The organism is Janthinobacterium rivuli (assembly GCF_009208735.1).
GTDB lineage: Bacteria > Pseudomonadota > Gammaproteobacteria > Burkholderiales > Burkholderiaceae_D > Janthinobacterium.
Genome location: NZ_WFLJ01000016.1, coordinates 1 through 17,041, shown reverse-complemented (window position 1 = coordinate 17,041; position 17,041 = coordinate 1). Strand labels below are relative to the sequence as shown.

At 63.4% G+C, this 17,041-nt stretch carries 23 protein-coding genes; 15 read left to right on the top strand and 8 right to left on the bottom strand.

Going from position 1 to position 17,041, the window contains the following annotated elements:
• Nucleotides 1-79: 79 nt before the first annotated feature.
• Nucleotides 80-727, bottom strand: coding sequence for an NrsF family protein (locus GCN78_RS20570; protein WP_152253350.1), 648 nt, complete (start codon nt 725-727; stop codon nt 80-82).
• Complete coding sequence (locus tag GCN78_RS20565) at nt 724-1,314, bottom strand: sigma-70 family RNA polymerase sigma factor (RefSeq protein ID WP_152253349.1); 591 nt, start codon at nt 1,312-1,314, stop codon at nt 724-726. Before GCN78_RS20565 ends, GCN78_RS20570 begins: the two co-directional genes overlap by 4 nt.
• Before the next feature lie 130 nt (nt 1,315-1,444).
• Here GCN78_RS20565 and GCN78_RS20560 point away from each other — a divergent pair, with 130 nt between their 5' ends.
• The 7 genes from GCN78_RS20560 (at nt 1,445) to GCN78_RS20530 (ending at nt 6,508) form a co-directional block, all read left to right on the top strand.
• The gene (locus GCN78_RS20560) at nt 1,445-2,251 is read left to right on the top strand and encodes a DUF1223 domain-containing protein (protein WP_152253348.1); all 807 of its coding nucleotides are present in this window, start codon (nt 1,445-1,447) and stop codon (nt 2,249-2,251) included.
• Nucleotides 2,251-2,847, top strand: a complete 597-nt coding sequence (locus GCN78_RS20555; RefSeq protein ID WP_152253347.1) for a cytochrome b/b6 domain-containing protein — start codon at nt 2,251-2,253, stop codon at nt 2,845-2,847. The genes GCN78_RS20560 and GCN78_RS20555 overlap by 1 nt, the downstream gene beginning before the upstream one ends.
• 50 nt (nt 2,848-2,897) lie before the next feature.
• Nucleotides 2,898-3,629 carry a molybdopterin-dependent oxidoreductase gene (locus GCN78_RS20550; RefSeq protein WP_413465225.1) on the top strand — a complete coding sequence of 244 codons (732 nt, stop codon included), beginning with the start codon at nt 2,898-2,900 and terminating at the stop codon, nt 3,627-3,629.
• Nucleotides 3,630-3,711: 82 nt separating this feature from the next.
• Nucleotides 3,712-4,038: a pentapeptide MXKDX repeat protein gene (locus GCN78_RS20545; protein ID WP_193316810.1), complete on the top strand. Its 327-nt coding sequence runs from the start codon at nt 3,712-3,714 to the stop codon at nt 4,036-4,038.
• Between the two features lie 167 nt (nt 4,039-4,205).
• Nucleotides 4,206-5,426 (top strand): MFS transporter, encoded by a 1,221-nt coding sequence (locus GCN78_RS20540; RefSeq protein WP_152253344.1) that lies wholly within the window; start codon nt 4,206-4,208, stop codon nt 5,424-5,426.
• Nucleotides 5,427-5,439: 13 nt separating this feature from the next.
• Nucleotides 5,440-5,829 (top strand): DUF5071 domain-containing protein, encoded by a 390-nt coding sequence (locus GCN78_RS20535; RefSeq protein WP_152253343.1) that lies wholly within the window; start codon nt 5,440-5,442, stop codon nt 5,827-5,829.
• Between the two features lie 37 nt (nt 5,830-5,866).
• Complete coding sequence (locus GCN78_RS20530) at nt 5,867-6,508, top strand: CatA-like O-acetyltransferase (RefSeq protein ID WP_152253342.1); 642 nt, start codon at nt 5,867-5,869, stop codon at nt 6,506-6,508.
• On the opposite strand, the gene GCN78_RS20525 is transcribed toward GCN78_RS20530, so the two are convergent.
• Nucleotides 6,505-7,266, bottom strand: a complete 762-nt coding sequence (locus GCN78_RS20525) for an AraC family transcriptional regulator (protein ID WP_193316809.1) — start codon at nt 7,264-7,266, stop codon at nt 6,505-6,507. The genes GCN78_RS20530 and GCN78_RS20525 overlap by 4 nt on opposite strands.
• A gap of 85 nt (nt 7,267-7,351) precedes the next feature.
• On the opposite strand from GCN78_RS20525, the gene GCN78_RS20520 reads away from it, so the two are divergent.
• A complete protein-coding gene (locus GCN78_RS20520; protein ID WP_152253340.1) occupies nt 7,352-8,113 on the top strand; it encodes an alpha/beta fold hydrolase in 762 nt (253 codons plus the stop codon).
• A 4-nt stretch (nt 8,114-8,117) separates the two neighbouring features.
• On the opposite strand, the gene GCN78_RS20515 is transcribed toward GCN78_RS20520, so the two are convergent.
• Both GCN78_RS20515 and GCN78_RS20510 read right to left on the bottom strand, forming a co-directional pair.
• Nucleotides 8,118-8,759: a LysE family translocator gene (locus tag GCN78_RS20515; RefSeq protein ID WP_152253339.1), complete on the bottom strand. Its 642-nt coding sequence runs from the start codon at nt 8,757-8,759 to the stop codon at nt 8,118-8,120.
• A 95-nt stretch (nt 8,760-8,854) separates the two neighbouring features.
• Nucleotides 8,855-9,934: a YeiH family protein gene (locus GCN78_RS20510; RefSeq protein ID WP_226939746.1), complete on the bottom strand. Its 1,080-nt coding sequence runs from the start codon at nt 9,932-9,934 to the stop codon at nt 8,855-8,857.
• Between the two features lie 107 nt (nt 9,935-10,041).
• On the opposite strand from GCN78_RS20510, the gene GCN78_RS20505 reads away from it, so the two are divergent.
• From GCN78_RS20505 to GCN78_RS20495, 3 genes are read left to right on the top strand one after another with little or no spacing between them, the layout of a single operon-like run.
• Nucleotides 10,042-10,944, top strand: coding sequence for a LysR family transcriptional regulator (locus GCN78_RS20505; RefSeq protein WP_152253337.1), 903 nt, complete (start codon nt 10,042-10,044; stop codon nt 10,942-10,944).
• Between the two features lie 48 nt (nt 10,945-10,992).
• On the top strand, nt 10,993-11,565 hold the full coding sequence (locus tag GCN78_RS20500; RefSeq protein WP_152253336.1) for a helix-turn-helix domain-containing protein: 573 nt from the start codon (nt 10,993-10,995) through the stop codon (nt 11,563-11,565).
• A gap of 7 nt (nt 11,566-11,572) precedes the next feature.
• Nucleotides 11,573-12,097 carry a GNAT family N-acetyltransferase gene (locus GCN78_RS20495; RefSeq protein ID WP_152253335.1) on the top strand — a complete coding sequence of 175 codons (525 nt, stop codon included), beginning with the start codon at nt 11,573-11,575 and terminating at the stop codon, nt 12,095-12,097.
• A gap of 33 nt (nt 12,098-12,130) precedes the next feature.
• On the opposite strand, the gene GCN78_RS20490 is transcribed toward GCN78_RS20495, so the two are convergent.
• Nucleotides 12,131-13,513 carry a methyl-accepting chemotaxis protein gene (locus GCN78_RS20490; protein WP_152253334.1) on the bottom strand — a complete coding sequence of 461 codons (1,383 nt, stop codon included), beginning with the start codon at nt 13,511-13,513 and terminating at the stop codon, nt 12,131-12,133.
• Between the two features lie 321 nt (nt 13,514-13,834).
• Between GCN78_RS20490 and GCN78_RS20485 the strand changes: the two genes are divergently transcribed.
• Nucleotides 13,835-14,098 (top strand): DUF378 domain-containing protein, encoded by a 264-nt coding sequence (locus GCN78_RS20485; protein ID WP_226939745.1) that lies wholly within the window; start codon nt 13,835-13,837, stop codon nt 14,096-14,098.
• 119 nt (nt 14,099-14,217) lie between these two features.
• Nucleotides 14,218-14,487, top strand: a complete 270-nt coding sequence (locus GCN78_RS20480) for a hypothetical protein (protein ID WP_226939744.1) — start codon at nt 14,218-14,220, stop codon at nt 14,485-14,487.
• Here the strand turns inward: GCN78_RS20480 and GCN78_RS20475 are convergent.
• Nucleotides 14,469-14,876 carry a c-type cytochrome gene (locus GCN78_RS20475; protein ID WP_152253333.1) on the bottom strand — a complete coding sequence of 136 codons (408 nt, stop codon included), beginning with the start codon at nt 14,874-14,876 and terminating at the stop codon, nt 14,469-14,471. The two genes, GCN78_RS20480 and GCN78_RS20475, sit on opposite strands and share 19 nt — an antisense overlap.
• Nucleotides 14,877-15,022: 146 nt before the next feature.
• Complete coding sequence (locus GCN78_RS20470) at nt 15,023-15,901, bottom strand: EamA family transporter (protein ID WP_070260689.1); 879 nt, start codon at nt 15,899-15,901, stop codon at nt 15,023-15,025.
• A 226-nt stretch (nt 15,902-16,127) separates the two neighbouring features.
• Here GCN78_RS20470 and GCN78_RS20465 point away from each other — a divergent pair, with 226 nt between their 5' ends.
• Nucleotides 16,128-16,316 carry a KTSC domain-containing protein gene (locus GCN78_RS20465; RefSeq protein ID WP_152253332.1) on the top strand — a complete coding sequence of 63 codons (189 nt, stop codon included), beginning with the start codon at nt 16,128-16,130 and terminating at the stop codon, nt 16,314-16,316.
• 219 nt (nt 16,317-16,535) lie between these two features.
• A complete protein-coding gene (locus GCN78_RS20460) occupies nt 16,536-16,862 on the top strand; it encodes a hypothetical protein (protein ID WP_152253331.1) in 327 nt (108 codons plus the stop codon).
• Nucleotides 16,863-17,041: the final 179 nt, after the last annotated feature.

Here is a 17,041-nt window from a genome sequence, read left to right as displayed (position 1 = left end):
GGCTGCCTGACTTATACGACCGGGGGAAAAAAACGGATTCAACTCTTTGTCAATGTGTTCATGTCACCTTGCCGGCCGCTTACCAGGCCAGCACTGCGGGGCCGATGGCCGCGCCGATGGCGGCCGGCGCCAGCATGCCCAGCACGTACCAGAAGCCGACGAAGCTGGCCGCCAGTTCGGGGCAGTGCAGGCAGTAGACGAGGGCCGCCATGGCGCCGGCGGCAAAGCCGGCGGCCGCGCCCGCCAGGCGCAGGCGGGTCGGCGCCAGCTGGCGCATCAGGCGCAGCACGGCGGCCAGGATGGGCAGGGAGAGGGTGGCGATCAGCAAGGGGCAGCTGCGCCAGGTGGCGCCCCAGAACAGTTCGGCGCGCTGCTCGGGTGCTGCTTCCTGCACGATGATGGCGCCCAGCGCCCACATCAGCAGCAGGGGCATGGCGAGCAGCAGGGGCAGGGCGCGCGTGGCGGCGCCCGGCACGCACAGGCGGCGGCTGACTTGCCAGGCCGCCAGCGACAGGCACACGACAAAGCCGACCTTGATCCAAAAGTCGGGCAGCAGGGCCAGCTGTTCCAGGTTGGGGCGCACGCCCAGCAGCATGGCCATCAGCGCCACGCTGGCCAGCAGGCCGGCGCCCAGGGTGCCGGCGGCGCGCCAGCCGGCGCCCGGGGGCGGCGCGGCGGCCACGTCGGGGCCCCTGGCCAGCATGGCGATCAAGTCATCGGTTTTCATGATGTGCTTCCTTCTATCCTCAAATTGGCGGCCAGCGCCTTCAAGCCGCGATGCACGGCCACCTTGACGCTGGCTTCCGAAATACCCATGGCGGCCGCCGTGTCGCGCACGGACCATCCGTCGAGCTTGGTATGCACGATGGCGTCGCGCTGCTGCGCCGGCAAGGTGGCCAGCAGCTTGCCCAGGTCGCGGCTGGCCTCGGCCGCCTCGGCATCGGCGCTGGAAAACAGTTCCTGCGCGCTATCTTCTTCGTCATACGGCAAGTGCTGCGCCTCGCGCCGCCCATGCCGGCGCAGCCAGTCGATCATTTTGTAGCGCGCGATCGCATGGATCCACGACGTCAGCGGCACGCCCGTGTCATACGTCAGGCGCTGGTTGTGGATGGCCAGCAGACATTCCTGCACCAGGTCCTCCACCTCGTCCGGCCAGCGCTGCAGGCGGCGCCGGAAAAACGCGCGCAAGTGCGCACTGCTTGCCTGCAAAAAACTGCGGTACGCCGCCGCATCGCCTTCCAGCCCGCGCAGCATCAAGCCATGCAGCCGCAATTCCGTGCCATGCAGGTGCTCACTGACAGGTATTCGTTCCATGCGGGCCTTAGGTGACAGGCGTTGAAAAAAATAGATATCACTAATTTTGCCGGCGGCTGTAACCAATCCCGCCATCGCGGCGAATTGACAGGCAAGCACGTTTCTTCATTCACTATAACGGGTAGTCATCATGCACATCAAGCACCGCCTTGCCGCCAGCCTCGTTCCGCTCTGCCTGTGGGCCGCGACGGCACCCGCATACGCGCAACTGGCCGCCGGCCAGCGCTGCGCCGTGCAAAGCGGTCCGCGGACGGCGGCGCTGGTGGAGCTGTACAGCAGCGAAGGCTGCTCCAGCTGCCCGCCCGCCGACCGCCGCCTGAACGCCTTGCGCAAGGAGGCGGGCGCGGCCAGCCTGGTCGTGCCGCTGGCCCTGCACGTCACGTACTGGGACCAGATCGGCTGGACGGACCCGCTGGCGCAGGCGCAATTTGACTCTCGCCAGGCCGAGCTGCTGCGCCACCAGCCTCGCCACGTGGCCTACACGCCGCAGTTTTTCGTCGGCGGCACGGAATTGCGCGGCTGGGATACGCAGCTGCCGGCCGCCATCCGCCGTATCAACGCGACCGCCGCGCCCGTCAACATCGGCCTGTCCGCCACGCCGGCGCCAGGAGGCAAACTGGTGCTTGAAGCCGATGCCAGCGCGCCGGATGGGCAGACGGGCGGCCAGCTGTATGTGGCCATCAGCGAAAGCGGCATCGTCTCGACCGTGCTGCGCGGCGAAAACCGGGGCGCCACCCTGCGCCACGATGCGGCCGTGCGCCTGTGGCTGGGGCCAGTTGCGCTGGCGCAGGGCCGCGCCCGGCTGCGCCGCGAAGTGCAACTTCCCGCCAGCTGGCGCCCGGAGCAGCTGCAAGTGGTGGCCTTCGTGCAGCGGGCCGACAGCAGCGCCATCCTGCAAGCCGTCAGCACGGCATCCTGCGCGAAGGGAGCGATGTGATGAACGGACAAGCGAGCGTGATCCACCCCGCCTGGCTGCGCCTGACGCACTGGCTCAATGCCGTGGCCGTCGTGGTGCTGGCCACCAGCGGCTGGCGCATCTATAACGCGGCGCCATTCTTCCCGTTCGAACTGCCGCGCGCGCTGACCCTGGGCGGCTGGCTGGGCGGCGCCCTGCAATGGCATTTCGCCGCCATGTGGCTGCTGGTGGCCAATGGCTTGCTGTATCTGATCATCAATATCGTCACGGGACGGCTGCGGCGCCAGTTCTTTCCCTTGTCGCCGCGCGCGCTGCTGGCCGATTTCGTCGCCGCGCTGAAGGGCAAGCTGGCCCATGCGGACCCGCGCCATTACAACATGGTGCAGCGCGCCGCCTACCTGTTCGTCATGCTCGACTGCATCGTGCTGGTGCTGTCCGGCCTGGTGCTGTGGAAATCCGTGCAATTCCCCCTGCTGCGCGAGCTCATTGGCGGCTATGAGAGCGCGCGCCGAGTCCACTTCATCGCCATGGCGCTGCTGACGGGCTTTGTCGGCGTGCATTTGCTGATGGTGGCGCTGGTGCCGCGCACCCTGGTCGCCATGCTGCGGGGACGTTAAAGGAAACGATCATGAAAAAAACCATCATCGAGCAAGAAGAGGGCCAGGCCATGCTGGCCGACGCCTTGCGCCAGATCAAGCAGCCGTCGCGCCGGCTGTTCCTGCAGCGCAGCCTGACCCTGGGCGGCCTGTCCCTGCTGACCGGTTGCAACGTCAGCGACCCGGCCAGCATCGAGACGGCGCTGACGGCCGTCTCGCGCTTCAACGACACGGTGCAGGGCTGGCTGTTCGACCCGCATAAACTGGCACCCACGTACCCGGATTCCATGATCACCCGGCCGTTTCCCTTCAACGCGTATTACGGCGAGGACGAGGTGGAAGAGGTCGATGGCGACGCCTGGCGCCTGGAATTGAGCGGCTTGATCGCCGACAAGAAACCATGGAGCTTGCCCCAACTGCGCGCCCTGCCGCAGGAAACGCAGGTCACGCGCCACATCTGCGTGGAAGGCTGGAGCGCCATCGGCAAGTGGGGCGGCGTGCCGTTTTCCCACTTCCTCAAGCGCATCGGCGCCGACACGACGGCCAAATACATCGGCTTCCGTTGCGCCGACGATTATTTCACCAGCATCGACATAGCCACGGCCCTGCATCCGCAAACCATCATGGCCTTGACGTACGACGGCCAGCCATTGCCGCCGAAATACGGTTACCCGATGAAATTGCGCATGCCGACCAAGCTGGGCTACAAGAATCCCAAGCACATCCAGGCCATTTTCGTGACGAACACGTATCCGGGAGGGTATTGGGAGAACCAAGGATATAACTGGTTTGGCGGCTCTTGAACATTTTTAGCAGCACCCTGCAGCACCGCAGTCGTTTTCACACCGGGCATTTGCCCAACTAACCCAGAGACAAGGACATATCATGAAAACCACCATCACCACCGTCGCCGCCATCCTCGCTTCCGCCATCCTCATGTCGGGCACCGCGTTCGCCCAGGACGCCATGAAGAAAGACGCCATGGCCAAGGACGCCTCTGCCGATGCCATGCACAAGGATGCCATGCACAAGGACGCCATGCACAAGGATGCGATGGGCCAGGACGGCATGCACAAGCCGATGGCGAAGAAACACATGAAGAAGGATCACATGGCCAAGGATGGCATGGCGAAAGATGCCATGGCAAAAGACGGCATGAAGAAGGATGACATGAAAAAGGATGGCATGGCCAAGGATGCGATGGCCAAGTAAGGCGGGAACCCGGCGCCGTCGAGGCGAGGGCGCCGGGCCTGGCTTGCGCTTGTCCGGCGCCTGCGCACTCTTGATCTTGCAATAATATTATTCTTGTCACGCCTTGAGATGCGAAGTTGCCAATTGGTGTAAGCTGGCTGCCTCGCGTTTTTCCCGCTTGCAAAACCATGAACGAACCGTCCGCCACCACGCTGTCCCCCGCAGTCACTCCCTCCGACAAATCGATCCGCCGCCGCTCGCTGTTCGCCGCCTGCAGCGCGCATGCCGTGCATGACGGCTTGACGGACGTGATCTATGTGCTCCTGCCCATCTGGCAGGCGCAGTTCGGCATCAGCTACGCCATGGTGGGCCTGTTGCGCGGTTCCTACTCGGGCATGATGGCCGGCTTCCAGCTGCTGGCCAGCCGCATGGCGAAACGCTGGGGCCGCGAGCGCCTGCTCGTGGGCGGCACGGCGCTGGCCGGGGTCGCTTACCTGATCGCCGGGCAGGCGGGCGGCCTGGCCGTGCTGCTGATCGCCTTGCTGCTGGGCGGCCTGGGTGCCAGCACGCAGCATCCGCTGGCCTCGTCCATCGTCACCGACACGCACGAGGCGGGCGGCGGCGTGAAGGAGGCGCTGTCGCACTACAACTTTGCCGGCGACATCGGCAAGACCCTGATACCCGCGCTGGTGGGCTTGCTGTTGCTGGTGTGCAGCTGGCAAGCGAGCGTCTCGCTGCTGGGCTTGCTGGGCCTGGCGGCGGCCGGCTTGCTGTGGTGGCTGCTGCCCAAGCCGGGCGAGCTGCAGGCCAGCCAGAAAAAAGCGGGCAAGACGATCACGGGCAGCGGCGCGAAAGGCAGTTTTCGCGCGCTGCTGGCCACGGGCACCCTGGACAGCGCCGTGCGCATGGGCTTTTTGACTTTCCTGCCATTCCTGCTGAAAAGCAAGGGCGCGGGCACGGCCGGCATCGGCGTGGCGCTATCCCTGCTGTTCGTGGGCGGCGCCTTCGGCAAGCTGCTGTGCGGCTATCTGGGCGCGCGCATCGGCATGATGAAGACCGTGTGGCTGACGGAATCGATGACGTCCATGCTCATCGTCGCGGCCCTGTGGCTGCCGCTGGTCGGCATCATGGCCATGCTGCCACTGCTGGGGCTGGCGCTCAATGGCACCTCGTCCGTGCTGTATGGCGCGGTGCCGGAGCTGGCCGAGCCCGGCAAGCGCGAGCACGCGTTCGCCCTGTTCTACACGGGCAGCATCGGCGGCGGCGCGCTGTCGCCCGTATTGTTCGGCGCGCTGGGCGACCATACGAGCGTGCACACGGCCCTGCTGGCGCTGGCGGCCGTATTGCTGCTGACCTTGCCACTGGCGTGGAAAGTGCAGCGGGGCCTGGCGCACGGCGGCACCGCATGACGGGAGGCCTCGCATGAGTCTGCCACTGCCGCGCGATAAGCACGATACGCGCAACGCGCAAGCCCTGATCGCCTTGAGCTGGGAGCAAATCCGTCCAGCCATGCCGCAGATCCTCGAGTGGGTGCAAGATGCGAACTGGCCGGTGGCCGGCGTGCTCCTGCCGTATCTGGCAGGCATCGGTCCACGTCTCGCCCCGTATGTCAAAGCGGTGCTGGCCGGTAATGACGAACAATGGAAGTATTTTGTTTTGCATGGCATCGTGCGCCATTCACGGGAGCTGGCATTCGAATTGGACGGGGAATTGCAACGCTTCGCCCATGCACCAACGGGGGGAGAACTGGAAGAAGGCGTGGCCGAGGTGGCCCGGGAGATTTTGCGGGACAGCGCTGCCGATACGGCGTGACTTGCCCATCAGTCCCCCCATCGTCTACACTCGCCGCATGAAAAATTTTGAAAAGCGGCGCGACCGCTATGACTTGTTCCGGGCGTTTGACAATCCCCTCGTCAACATCAACTTCCAGCTCGACGTGCCGGATTTCCGGCCCTGGTGCAAGGAACGGAAAATCCCCGTGTTCCACTTCTTCCTGTTCTGCCTGCTGAACACGGTCAGGGAGATCGATCAGTTCATGTATCGCATCTACCAGGGCGAAGTGATCAAGATCGATGATTTTCCCGCCTCGTATACCGTCATCAATGGCGATGAAAACCTCAATTACACGCGTTTCACCATGACGGACCAGTTGGACTTGTTCATCGAACGCAGCCTGGAAGCGAAACGCATCGCCGAAAGCAGTTCCGCGCTGATCAACATAGGCGAGGGCGAGACGGAGCGCGAGCAGCGCAACAATGTCTTCATCACCTGCCTGCCATGGCTGGAACTGGCGGCCATCGAACACCCGATCCACCGCCACCGCGACGCTGATATCCCGACCTTTACCTGGGGCAAGTTCGGCCCCGCGCAGGCTGACGGCCGCATGCGCATCCCGTTTTCCGCCCAGGCCCACCATGGTTTTGTCGACGGCTACCATGTGCAGAAACTGGCGCAGGCGCTGGACCGGCGCATCGCCGCCATCATTGCCTAGTTCGACAGATAGTCGCTGGGCGCCTGGCCCAGCACGCGGCGGAAGGCGGCCGTGAAGGCGCTGGGGCTGGCATAGCCGAGGTCGAGCGCGACCCTGGTGACGGCTTGGCCTTCGGCCAGGCGCGTGATGGCCGCCAGCAAACATGCCTGTTGGCGCCATTGGGCAAAGGCCAGTCCCGTCTGGGCGCGAAATTGCCGCGTAAAGGTGCGCCGGCTCATGCCGGCCTGCGCCGCCATCGCGTCCAGGCTGCAGTCCAGGCTCGGTTGCCGCAGCATGTCCATGCACAGCCGCGCCAGCCGCGGTTCCTGCGGCAGGGGCGCGCTCAAGGGCAGGGGGCGGGCCGCGGCGATCTCGTCGAGCAGCAGAGCCATCAATCGTCCGGCGCGCGATTGTTCCACGTACAAGGCATCCACGGTCACGGCCTCGGCCAGCAGCTGGCGCAGCAGCGGCGAAGCGTCCAGCACCTGGCAGTGGGACGGCAAGCCCATCCCGGCGATGGCGGGCGCATCGATAAACACATTGTGCATGGTCACGGCGCCATGCATGCGCATGCCGTGGACGAGCTGGGCCGGTACCCAGCAAGCGCGCTGCGGCGGCACCAGCCAGTTGCCTTGCGGCGTGTGCACGCTGATGCCCCCGCGCGCCGCATACGCGAATTGCCCGCGCGCATGGCTATGGCTGGGAAAGACGGCATCGGCGGCATGGTCGCGCGCCGTGGCGATCAAGGGGCGGGGCACTTCCGTATAAAAATCATCCATGGCCCACACTCTACAGTATTTGACCTGGCATCGAAGGCGGGCCGTTTGACCTTCTTTTACCATGCATTCTTTTTCAGGAGCGTGTATGCATAATACCTATCATCGCGTGGGCCATGGCCCTCACGCCGTCATCGTCCTGCACGGCTGGTTTGGCGACGCCCACGCTTTTTCCCCGATGGAAGCGGGGCTCGATGGCGGCGCCTTCAGCTATGTCTTCATGGACAATCGCGGCTATGGCGGCATGCGCGGCGCGGCGGGCGAGTACTCAATGGACGAGGTGGCCCGCGACGCGCTGGCCTTGGCCGATGCGCTGGGCTTTGCCACCTTCAGCGTGGTGGGTCATTCCATGGGCGGCATGGCGCTGGAACGGCTGGCCTTGCTCGCGCCCTTGCGTCTGCGCAAGCTGGTGGCCGTGGCGCCCGTGCCCTGTTGCGGCGTGGCGTTCGACGGGGAGGCGCGGCAACTGTTTCTCGACGCCAGCGGCAGTGTGCAGGCGCGGCGCGCCATCATCGCCCGCAGCACGGGCGGGCGCCTGCCAGCTACTTGGCTGGACTGGAAGGCGCAATACTCGTGGGAGAGTGCGGATCAGGCCGCGTTTGCAAGCTATTTCCTCGCGTGGAGCGGGACGGATTTCAGCGGGGAGGTGATGCGGGCGGCGCCGAAACTGCCCTTGCTGGCGCTGGTGGGCGAGCACGACCCGCGCTTCGACGCGGCCCTGATGCGCCGCACTTATCTGGCGTGGTACCCGCAAGCCCGGCTGGAGGTGCTGGGTAATGCGGGACACTATCCGATGAATGAAACGCCGCTGGCCCTGGCGGCCAGCATCGAGGCGTTTTTGTCGCAGTAGTGAATTACGCGGCCTTGCTGCGCAGGCGCAGCAGGCTCAGGCCCAGCAAGACGAAGGCGCCGCCGCAGATGCGGTTGAACAGCCTGGCGCGGCCCGGCGTAGCCAGCTGGGTTTTCAGCAGGCGCGCCAGGTTGGCGTAGAACAAGTGCGCCAGCATGGCGCAGGCGACAAACGAGGTCGTCAGCACGGTGAACTGGATGGCCACGGGTTCGCCCGGCGTGATGAATTGCGGGAACAGGGCCGAAAAGAACAGGATGGCCTTGGGATTGGTCAGCGCCACCGTCAAGCCCTGGCGGAACAGTTTCCAGAACGAATTTGGATTGGCCGCGCCTTGTACCACGGGGGCAGCGGCCACGACGCTGGTCTTGCTGCGCCATTGCTTGATGCCCAGGAACACCAGGTACAGGGCGCCAGCCAGTTTCAGCAGCATGAAGGCCGTGGCCGAGGTGGCCAGCACGACGCCCATGCCGGCCATGGCCACGCCAGAAATGATGAACAAACCAAAACCATTGCCCATGCTGCTGATCATGGCGCGGCGCGGGCCGACGGCGATGGCATTCGAGATGGCCAGCAAGACGGCCGGGCCGGGAGAAAACGTGACGAGCAGGGCGACGCTGCAGAAAAGCAGCCAGTTCGAGAGATGCATGGATGTTCCTGGATGGGGCCAAAGCCGGATGGAGAGTCAAAACACGCATATTGTACGAAGTTTTCGACTCCCGCGTCAGCGGCCCCGGATTGACATCATGCAAACAGGCTGGCGACCACATGGTTGATGGCGGCACCACCGGCGATCAGCCAGCAGAACAGCAGGCCGGCCAGCAGCAGGGGCTTGATGCCGGCGCGGCGGATGGCCGACATGTGCGTCGTCAAGCCCAGGGCCGCCATGGCCATGGCCAGCAGGGCCGTATCGATATCGGTAATGGTGGCCACCATGCTTGCTGGCAGCACGCCCAGCGAATTGAAGGCGACGACGCCGATAAAGATGAAGGCGAACCAGGGAATGGCCAGCTTGGCCGCGTTGCCGTCGCCGCTGCCGGCCCTGGCCTTGCCGCGCGCCAGCACCGCCGACAGGATGACGAGGAAGGGCGCCAGCATCATCACGCGCACCATCTTGGCGATCACGGCCGCATTCGCCGCTTCCTGTCCGATCGACTTGCCGGCCGCCACCACTTGCGCCACTTCATGCACGGTCGAGCCGATATACACGCCGAAGGCCGTGGGCGTGGCGCCCAGCACCTGCCAGCCCAGGTTCCAGCGGTACAGCAGCGGGTACAAAAAGATGGCGATGGTGCCGAACACCACGACGGTGGAGACGGCCACGGTGACGTCTTCGCTGCGCCCCTTGACGACGGGTTCCGTCGCCATCACGGCCGCCGCGCCGCAAATCGAGCTGCCCGCGCCGATCAGGATGGCGCTGTTGCGTTCCAGCTTGAACACTGTGGTGCCGAGGAACATGGCCAGTCCGAATGTAGACGCCAGCACCAATGCGTCGATGGCGATGCCGGCCAGGCCCACCTGACCGATATCCTGGAACGTCAGGCGGAAGCCGTACAGGATGATGCCGAGTCGTAACAATGTCTGCTTGGAAAACGCCACGCCCGCGCCGCAGGTGGGCGCCAGGCGGCCATACACGCTGTTGCCCAGCACAATGCCCAGCATGATGGCCAGGGTCAGGGCGCTCATGCCGTGGCTTTGCATCCATTCCAGCTTGCCCAGCGCGATGGCGCCCCAGGCGATGACGCCGCTCAGCAGCAGGCCGGGCAGCAATCGGCCGTAGCGGTCGCTGACACTGTTTGTATTCGTTGTTGAGAGGGAAGACATGCCGTACTCCATGGTTCTGTGTTCGTATGGGCAGACTGTACAGTTCGTCGATTAAATGGTAAAACGGATTGTTTTTGTATGTTTAACCAATTGAATAGGTAGATGAGATGGCTTTGACCTTGCGCCAACTGCAGATTTTCCTCGCCGTGGCGGACACGGGCAGCACCAGCGCGGCCGGCGAGGTGATCGCGCTGTCGCAATCGGCCACCAGCGCGGCCCTGAATGAACTGGAAACCTTGCTTGGCGCGCAACTGTTCGACCGGGTGGGCAAACGATTGCTGCTCAACGACAATGGCCGCCTGCTGTTGCCGCAGGCGCGGCAGATGCATGACGGGGCCGTCAGCATCGAGCGCCAGTTCGCCGGCGCCGACCCGTCCGTGCCAGTCAGCCTGCAAATCGGCGCCAGCACGACGATCGGCATCTACCTGTTGCCGCAGATCCTCGCGCAGGCGGCGCAGCAGTACGGACGCAGCATCCCGCAAGTGACGATCGCCAACACGGCCGACATCGCGGCCGCCGTGGCGGAGTTTCGCGTCGATATCGGCCTGATCGAAGGGCCGTGCCACGAAGCGGGCTTGCTGGTGGAGCCGTGGCTGACGGACCAGATGCTGATCGTGGCCGCGCCCACGCATCCGCTGGCACAGCTGCGCCATTTGCTCAGTTTTGCGGAATTGAACCAGGCGGGCTGGCTGCTGCGCGAGGCGGGCTCGGGCACGCGTGAAGCCGTGGAGCAAGCCTTGGTGCCCTACCTGCACTACTTGCGCGCCGCCGGCGAGTTCAGCAATTCGGAAGCGATCAAGTATGGCGCGGCGGCAGGGCTGGGCATCGCCTGCCTGTCGCGCGTGGTGGTGGCCGATCTGCTGGCCAGCGGTCAACTGGTGGAGCTGGAAACCATGCTGCCGCCATTGGCGCGCAACTTTTACCTGATCCGCCAGTCCAAAAAGATCCTCTCGCCCCGTTTGACGGGTTTCCTGGAATTGTGCCGCCACGCGTCACGCATGGTGGGGTAGCGTGCAAACAGCTTGACCGTTTTCCACATAAGGGATAAATTCCCATATATGGAAAACTTGACACTCGCAGAGAACGATACGGAACAGCGCCTTGCAGCGCGCTTGAAGCAGTTGCGCGTGGAGCGGGGCTGGTCGCTGGACCAGCTGGCCAGTGCCAGCCAGGTCAGCCGCGCGACATTGTCTCGCCTGGAAAATGGCGAAGTCAGCCCGACGACGGCCGTGCTGGGCAAGCTGTGCGCCGCGTATGGCCTGGCCATGTCGCGCCTGCTGCGCATGGTCGAGGACGATTTTCCACCGCTGCTGCGGCGGGCCCAGCAAAGCGTGTGGAGCGACCCCGACACGGGCTTTATCCGCCGTTCCGTGTCGCCCCCGTCACGCGCCTTGGCGGGCGAAGCGCTCGAATGCGAGCTGGGCGCTGGCGTGACGATCGCCTATGCGGCCTCGCCCCGGCCCGGCATGGAACACCATCTGTTGCTGCAGGAAGGCAAGCTGAACGTGACGGTCGATGGCCGCGCGCACGACTTGCTGGCCGGCGACTGCCTGCGCTACCAGTTGCATGGCGCCAGCGCCTTCACGACGCCGCCGGACAGCGGCGCCCGCTATTTTCTCTTTCTTGTCTGAGGTCACCATGTCCGCATCGCTACGCCACTTTTCGTCCACCGATATCCGTGACCGCTTGCCGGAACTGGGCGCCTTGCTGCAAGACTGCGTGCATGACGGCGCCAGCATCGGTTTTATCTTGCCATTCGACACGGCGGCCAGCCAGGCCTTCTGGATGGATAACGTCTTGCCGGCCGTCACGCGCGGCGTGCGCCTGCTGCTGGTGGCCGAAGTGGAGGGAAGGGTGGCGGGCGCCGTGCAGCTGGACTGGGATACCAACCCCAACCAGGCGCACCGGGCCGAAGTGCGCAAATTGCTGGTCGCGCCCGCTTTCCGCCGGCGCGGTCTCGCGCGCCAGCTGATGCAGGCGCTGGAAGCGCAGGCGCGCCTCTTGCCGCGCAGCCTGCTGACTCTGGATACGCGCAGCGGCGACCACGCCGAACCGTTGTACTCGTCGCTCGGCTACGCGGTGGCGGGCAGCATCCCCGGCTATGCGCTGGCGCCGGCCGGCGACCGGCTGGACGCCACCACCATTATGTACAAGCAGCTCTAACAAGCAACGATGGCGACTGCATGACGCGGGAACTCAGGCTTTCAACCGCGCTCTAACACTTGCGGCAGGGATGTTTTCGGGCGCGGTGACGACGTGGCTGGCCGGTGCGGCCACCAGGCTGATGCCGTGCGCCGTCTGGGCGTGGTCACGGCTCAGCTTGAAGATGCCCACCGTGCCCGACAGTAGCGTGGCGCGCTGCTGCATGCTGGCCGCAGCCGTCGATGCCTGCTCCACCAGGGCCGCGTTTTGCTGCGTCACCTGTTCCATCTGCACGATGGCGGCATTGACTTGTTCAATGCCGGATAGTTGCTCGCCGCTGGCCATGCTGATTTCGCCCATGATGTCCGTCACGCGGTGCACGCTGGCCACGATCTCGCGCATGGTGGCGCCGGCCGTGTCGACCAGGCGCGCGCCTGCGTCGACCCGCTCGACGGAGTCGCCGATCAGTTGCTTGATTTCCCTGGCCGCGCCGGCCGAGCGTTGCGCCAGGGTACGGACTTCAGCGGCCACGACGGCAAAGCCGCGCCCTTGTTCGCCGGCCCGCGCCGCTTCCACGGCCGCATTCAAGGCCAGGATATTCGTCTGGAAGGCGATGGCGTCGATGACGCCGATGATGTCAACGATCTTTTTCGACGACGCGTTGATCGAGCTCATGGTATCGACCACTTGCGCCACCACCGTGCCCCCTTTGCCGGCCACGGCGGCGGCCGACTGGGCCAGCTGATTGGCTTGCGTCGCGTTATCGGCATTTTGCTTGACGGTACCCGTCAGTTCGTCCATCGAGGCGGCCGTGCGCTCCAGAGAGCTCGCTTGCGCCTGCGTGCGCTGCGACAAGTCCAGGTTGCCGGCGGCAATCTCGCCGGAGGCGCCCGCGATGTCGTGCGTGCCGCCGCGCACCTCGCCCACGATCGTGATCAAGCTGGCATTCATGTCTTTCAGGGCTTGCAGCAATTGCCCCACTTCATCACGGGAATCGACGCGGATATGCTCGCTCAAGTCGCCGCCAGCCACCTTACGGGCCACTTTGACGGCATGCCGCAAGGGCCGCACGATGCCGCTGCTGATGAACCAGGCTGTGGCCAGGCTCAACACGCCGCCGACCAGGCCCAGCGCGATGATCAGCACGCTGGTATCGTGCGCGCGTACCATGGCAGCCTCGGCCGCCGTGCGCATCTGCGCCGATTGCGTGGCGATCTGCAGGTCGAGTTCGCGCAGGGCAGCTTGTTCTTGCGTACTGTTGCGCGTGGCCTGCAATTGCGCGATGCGCGCATAGCGCTGGTTCACGCTGCTATCGATTTCCCCGCTCACCGTGGACAACTGCCACGTGCTGATGGCCACCACCACGGCCAGTAGAAGCGAAGTGAGCAAAAAGCCTGTGGTCAGGCGCACACCGATACGTATGTTTGAAATATTCATGTCCCCTCAGCTGTTGTCCCATGGTGGCCGTCTCCCATGCCGGCGGCATGGCGTGGCGCTTGTCCCCTGAAGTTGCCGGGGTGAAATGAGTGTAGCAGCGCAGTACTAAGTAATCTATAAATATTTCCATATTGGAATTAGTTACTGCCTGTTTAGCAACAGCGGCACGGTTTGTTGCCGGATAAAATCACCCGCCGTAATACAGATCTATCCTACATCGATACCCGGCATCGTCCGACTGGCATGTGCGCATGCCGTGCCTACACTGTTCCTTGCACAGACCCGGCGCGGGTTCTTTCTTCTTACTCACAGGAGGCTGACATGGCGAATATCCAGGCAGGATCGGACGGTGCGGCAAATGAGGAAATGTCGGCCAGGCGCCTGAACGTGGTGGACTGGATCTCGATGATCCTGCTGATCGTGGGCGGCTTGAACTGGGCGCTGGTGGGCCTGTTCGATATCGATATCGTGGCCCGCATCCTCGGTGCCATGTCGACGGCGTCGCGCGGCGTGTATGTGCTGGTGGGGTTGGCGGCGTTGTATTCCATCTATCTGTGCGTGCGCAAGCTGCCAGCCAAGTCTTAGGGGAAGCATATGCCTGTCGGTGCCAGTCCCAGGCGCGAGCGTGAATTCAAGCAGCTGGAGAAGAGTTCAAGCAGGAAGGGCGCTATCCGGGCCGCGAGGAAGAAGTTGCGGCCCGCATCGTGAACAAGCAAAGGCCGCAGGCGGGGGAAACCCGGGCGGCGCCGAAGCGGAAAAAGGCCCCCAGCCACACCTCGGATGCGGCAGCGTCAGACTTGCCGATCGCAGGCTACCAGCATTTGACGGTGGCGCAGATCCGCGACAGGCTGGGCGGCCTGTCCGATGCCCAGCGCCAGCATCTGCGCGCCTATGAAGCGGCGCACAAGAAGCGCAAGGGTGTGCTGCAAGCGCTGCAGGCGTGCGCTGGAGTTGTTTATTGCGTGCGCAGATAGGCCAGCAGATCGGCCACTTGCTGGGCGCTGCCAATGCCCCAGAAGCGCATGTTATTGCCGGGAATGAAATCGCTCGGTGCTTTCAGGAAGCCGGCCAGGTTTTGTTCGGTCCAGACGATATTCGCGTTTTTCATGGCCGCCGAGTATTTATAGTCGGTGGTGGAGCCGGCTTTGCGACCGATCACGCCCGTCAGCTTGGGGCCAAAACCGCCGCGCGCCGATGGCCCCACCTGGTGGCAAGAGGCGCACTTGCGAAAGGCGGCCTTGCCTGCTTCGGCATTGCCCGTGAGGGGGGCAGGAGCGGCTGCCTGTGCGGCGGCGACTGGCGCCAGCAGCAAGGCTGCGGCGGCCAGATGGGAGGACCAGCGAAAAAGAAATGGGTATGTCATCGGTCAGGCGGAAGTGCGCGATATGGCAAGCAATGACGCATTTTACAGCCGGGAATCAAAATATGCCCGTCAGCCGCGCAGCCACGCCAGGCAGCTGTGAATGAAGGAAGTGCGGCAGGAAGCGGTACAAGACGGGGCGGATGCCGCTAGCGCTTGCCGCCCTGTGCGCCCAGCGCCGCCATGGCCGACGCGAACACGATGCAGGCGATCGCCAGCCACTGGGTCAGGCTCAGCAGTTCTCCCAGCACTGCCATGGCGGCCAGCGCGCTGACGGCTGGCGCCGCGCTGCTGAACATGCCGAACACGCCTTGCGGCAAGCGGCGCAAGGCAAAGATTTCCAGAGAGTACGGCAGGGCGCTGGAGAGCATGGCTATGGCCAGGCCCATCAAGGCAATCGACGGCGCAAGCAGGGCTGTGCCCGAATACGCGACACCGATGGGCACCGTCACCATGGCCGCCACCGTCATGCCCCAGGCCACGGCTTGGCCGCCCTGCAAGGTCGAAGCGCGCTTGCCGAAGATGATATACAGCGCCCAGCACAGCGCCGCTCCCAGCGCATACGCCACGCCGACGGGGTCCAGGCTGCCCGGACTGCCTTGCAGCGGTAACAGTAAATACAAGCCGAACACGGCGCACGCCACGGCCAGCAAATCGCGGGGACGCCGCGACGACAGCATGGCCACGGCCAGCGGCCCCGTCACCTCGATGGCCACCGCGATGCCGATCGGTATCAGCGCAAACGCCCGGTAAATCAGCAAATTCATCAGCCCCAGCACGGAACCGTAGACCAGTAAATTGAGCACATCCTTGCGCGTCAGGCGGTAGCGCCAGGGCCGGAAGATGGCCAGCAGAATCAGCGCCGAAAACCCCACGCGATACGCCGTGATCCCTTCCACGCCAATGACAGGAAACAGATTCTTCGCAATCGCCGCCCCCAGATTGACGGAAATCTGCCCTCCCAAGACGGCCAGGGAAGGGAGCAGGATGCTGTCTGGGAGGGCGGAGGTCGAGGCGGGGGAGGTCATGGGACGGTATTTTAATATGCCTGAGGCTGACAGTCGCTGGCAGATTGGTAAGCCGGGGAGATTTAACGAGGTAGTTGCTGACATGACTGGTGCATTGCGGCTACTTTTTCGATATCATGTTGCAAAATACGCTACAGTTGTGGAATCGTTTACTAATGGTCAGAAGTAGCGTCTCCTAATCGAACAGCCTTTTCCATTTTGAGTCTTAACACTTTCGGGAGCTGCCATGCAAATGGTCCGGGTAAATTCCAGCGCCATTGTTGCAATTGGTTACGACGAGCAAACAGCTCGCATGCGTATCCAATTCCAGCAGGGGCATAGTTATGATTTTTGCCAAGTACCTCCAAATCTGCATGCTGCGTTCATGCGTGCCTACTCCAAGGGTATTTACTACAACGACCGATACCAATGCTAATCGGAATTTCGACTAAAAGAGTCGGCAATCGGCCCAGGCTGTGTGAAAACGCAGAAAAATTCTGGTCCTTCAAAAAATCGGCCTCTCAAAACGCGCGCTACGCCGGTTTCTCGGTGTTGGGAATGGTAATCCTACCCACGAATATTTTAAGATTTGGAGTTTTCACACAGCCTGGGCCAGAAGCAGCCGTTCAGAACAATTTTTGCGCGGGAGAGATAGATGAAAGTAGTGAATCCTGCAATTATCGCTACCGTAGAAATTCTTTGGCTGCGAGGAAACGGTGACGAAGTATTAATTCAGGCCTACATTGGACTGCCTTATGAGCATAGTGGTGCTTGGGCGTGTCCGGCGGCCCTGATGGGCGTTGACGAAAGATATCCGGATATTGTGGGTGAAAGCTCCATGCAGGCGATACATCTTGCCATCAGGCTGATTCGGCAGCGCCTTGGAAATTTGCTTGATACAGGCGAAGTGTTGGTTTACCAAAGTGAGCGAGATAATCGCTGGGATATCGAATCTCTAAACGCCGTATTTGGTCTGGGGTAATTTTTTTTGACGGCTACCGGCCAGAAGCGGACAGTCGGCAATTGACCAATAAAGCTTTACTCAGAAAGTCAGCATGTCTCACCGTGATCCTTTTGATGTTATTTCATCCACCGTTGATCTGGATGATCCGGTAGAGCACGGTGATGCTCAACGCTTTATGGTTAACGCCCTGGCTCGGG

What these genes read in the sequence shown, in the direction of transcription:
- GCN78_RS20570 (WP_152253350.1), bottom strand. Translation starts at nt 727, where the DNA reads ATGAAAACCGATGACTTGATCGCCATGCTGGCCAGGGGCCCCGACGTG.
- GCN78_RS20565 (WP_152253349.1), bottom strand. Translation starts at nt 1,314, where the DNA reads ATGGAACGAATACCTGTCAGTGAGCACCTGCATGGCACGGAATTGCGG.
- GCN78_RS20560 (WP_152253348.1), top strand. Translation starts at nt 1,445, where the DNA reads ATGCACATCAAGCACCGCCTTGCCGCCAGCCTCGTTCCGCTCTGCCTG.
- GCN78_RS20555 (WP_152253347.1), top strand. Translation starts at nt 2,251, where the DNA reads ATGAACGGACAAGCGAGCGTGATCCACCCCGCCTGGCTGCGCCTGACG.
- GCN78_RS20550 (WP_413465225.1), top strand. Translation starts at nt 2,898, where the DNA reads ATGCTGGCCGACGCCTTGCGCCAGATCAAGCAGCCGTCGCGCCGGCTG.
- GCN78_RS20545 (WP_193316810.1), top strand. Translation starts at nt 3,712, where the DNA reads ATGAAAACCACCATCACCACCGTCGCCGCCATCCTCGCTTCCGCCATC.
- GCN78_RS20540 (WP_152253344.1), top strand. Translation starts at nt 4,206, where the DNA reads ATGAACGAACCGTCCGCCACCACGCTGTCCCCCGCAGTCACTCCCTCC.
- GCN78_RS20535 (WP_152253343.1), top strand. Translation starts at nt 5,440, where the DNA reads ATGAGTCTGCCACTGCCGCGCGATAAGCACGATACGCGCAACGCGCAA.
- GCN78_RS20530 (WP_152253342.1), top strand. Translation starts at nt 5,867, where the DNA reads ATGAAAAATTTTGAAAAGCGGCGCGACCGCTATGACTTGTTCCGGGCG.
- GCN78_RS20525 (WP_193316809.1), bottom strand. Translation starts at nt 7,266, where the DNA reads ATGGATGATTTTTATACGGAAGTGCCCCGCCCCTTGATCGCCACGGCG.
- GCN78_RS20520 (WP_152253340.1), top strand. Translation starts at nt 7,352, where the DNA reads ATGCATAATACCTATCATCGCGTGGGCCATGGCCCTCACGCCGTCATC.
- GCN78_RS20515 (WP_152253339.1), bottom strand. Translation starts at nt 8,759, where the DNA reads ATGCATCTCTCGAACTGGCTGCTTTTCTGCAGCGTCGCCCTGCTCGTC.
- GCN78_RS20510 (WP_226939746.1), bottom strand. Translation starts at nt 9,934, where the DNA reads ATGTCTTCCCTCTCAACAACGAATACAAACAGTGTCAGCGACCGCTAC.
- GCN78_RS20505 (WP_152253337.1), top strand. Translation starts at nt 10,042, where the DNA reads ATGGCTTTGACCTTGCGCCAACTGCAGATTTTCCTCGCCGTGGCGGAC.
- GCN78_RS20500 (WP_152253336.1), top strand. Translation starts at nt 10,993, where the DNA reads ATGGAAAACTTGACACTCGCAGAGAACGATACGGAACAGCGCCTTGCA.
- GCN78_RS20495 (WP_152253335.1), top strand. Translation starts at nt 11,573, where the DNA reads ATGTCCGCATCGCTACGCCACTTTTCGTCCACCGATATCCGTGACCGC.
- GCN78_RS20490 (WP_152253334.1), bottom strand. Translation starts at nt 13,513, where the DNA reads ATGAATATTTCAAACATACGTATCGGTGTGCGCCTGACCACAGGCTTT.
- GCN78_RS20485 (WP_226939745.1), top strand. Translation starts at nt 13,835, where the DNA reads ATGGCGAATATCCAGGCAGGATCGGACGGTGCGGCAAATGAGGAAATG.
- GCN78_RS20475 (WP_152253333.1), bottom strand. Translation starts at nt 14,876, where the DNA reads ATGACATACCCATTTCTTTTTCGCTGGTCCTCCCATCTGGCCGCCGCA.
- GCN78_RS20470 (WP_070260689.1), bottom strand. Translation starts at nt 15,901, where the DNA reads ATGACCTCCCCCGCCTCGACCTCCGCCCTCCCAGACAGCATCCTGCTC.
- GCN78_RS20465 (WP_152253332.1), top strand. Translation starts at nt 16,128, where the DNA reads ATGCAAATGGTCCGGGTAAATTCCAGCGCCATTGTTGCAATTGGTTAC.
- GCN78_RS20460 (WP_152253331.1), top strand. Translation starts at nt 16,536, where the DNA reads ATGAAAGTAGTGAATCCTGCAATTATCGCTACCGTAGAAATTCTTTGG.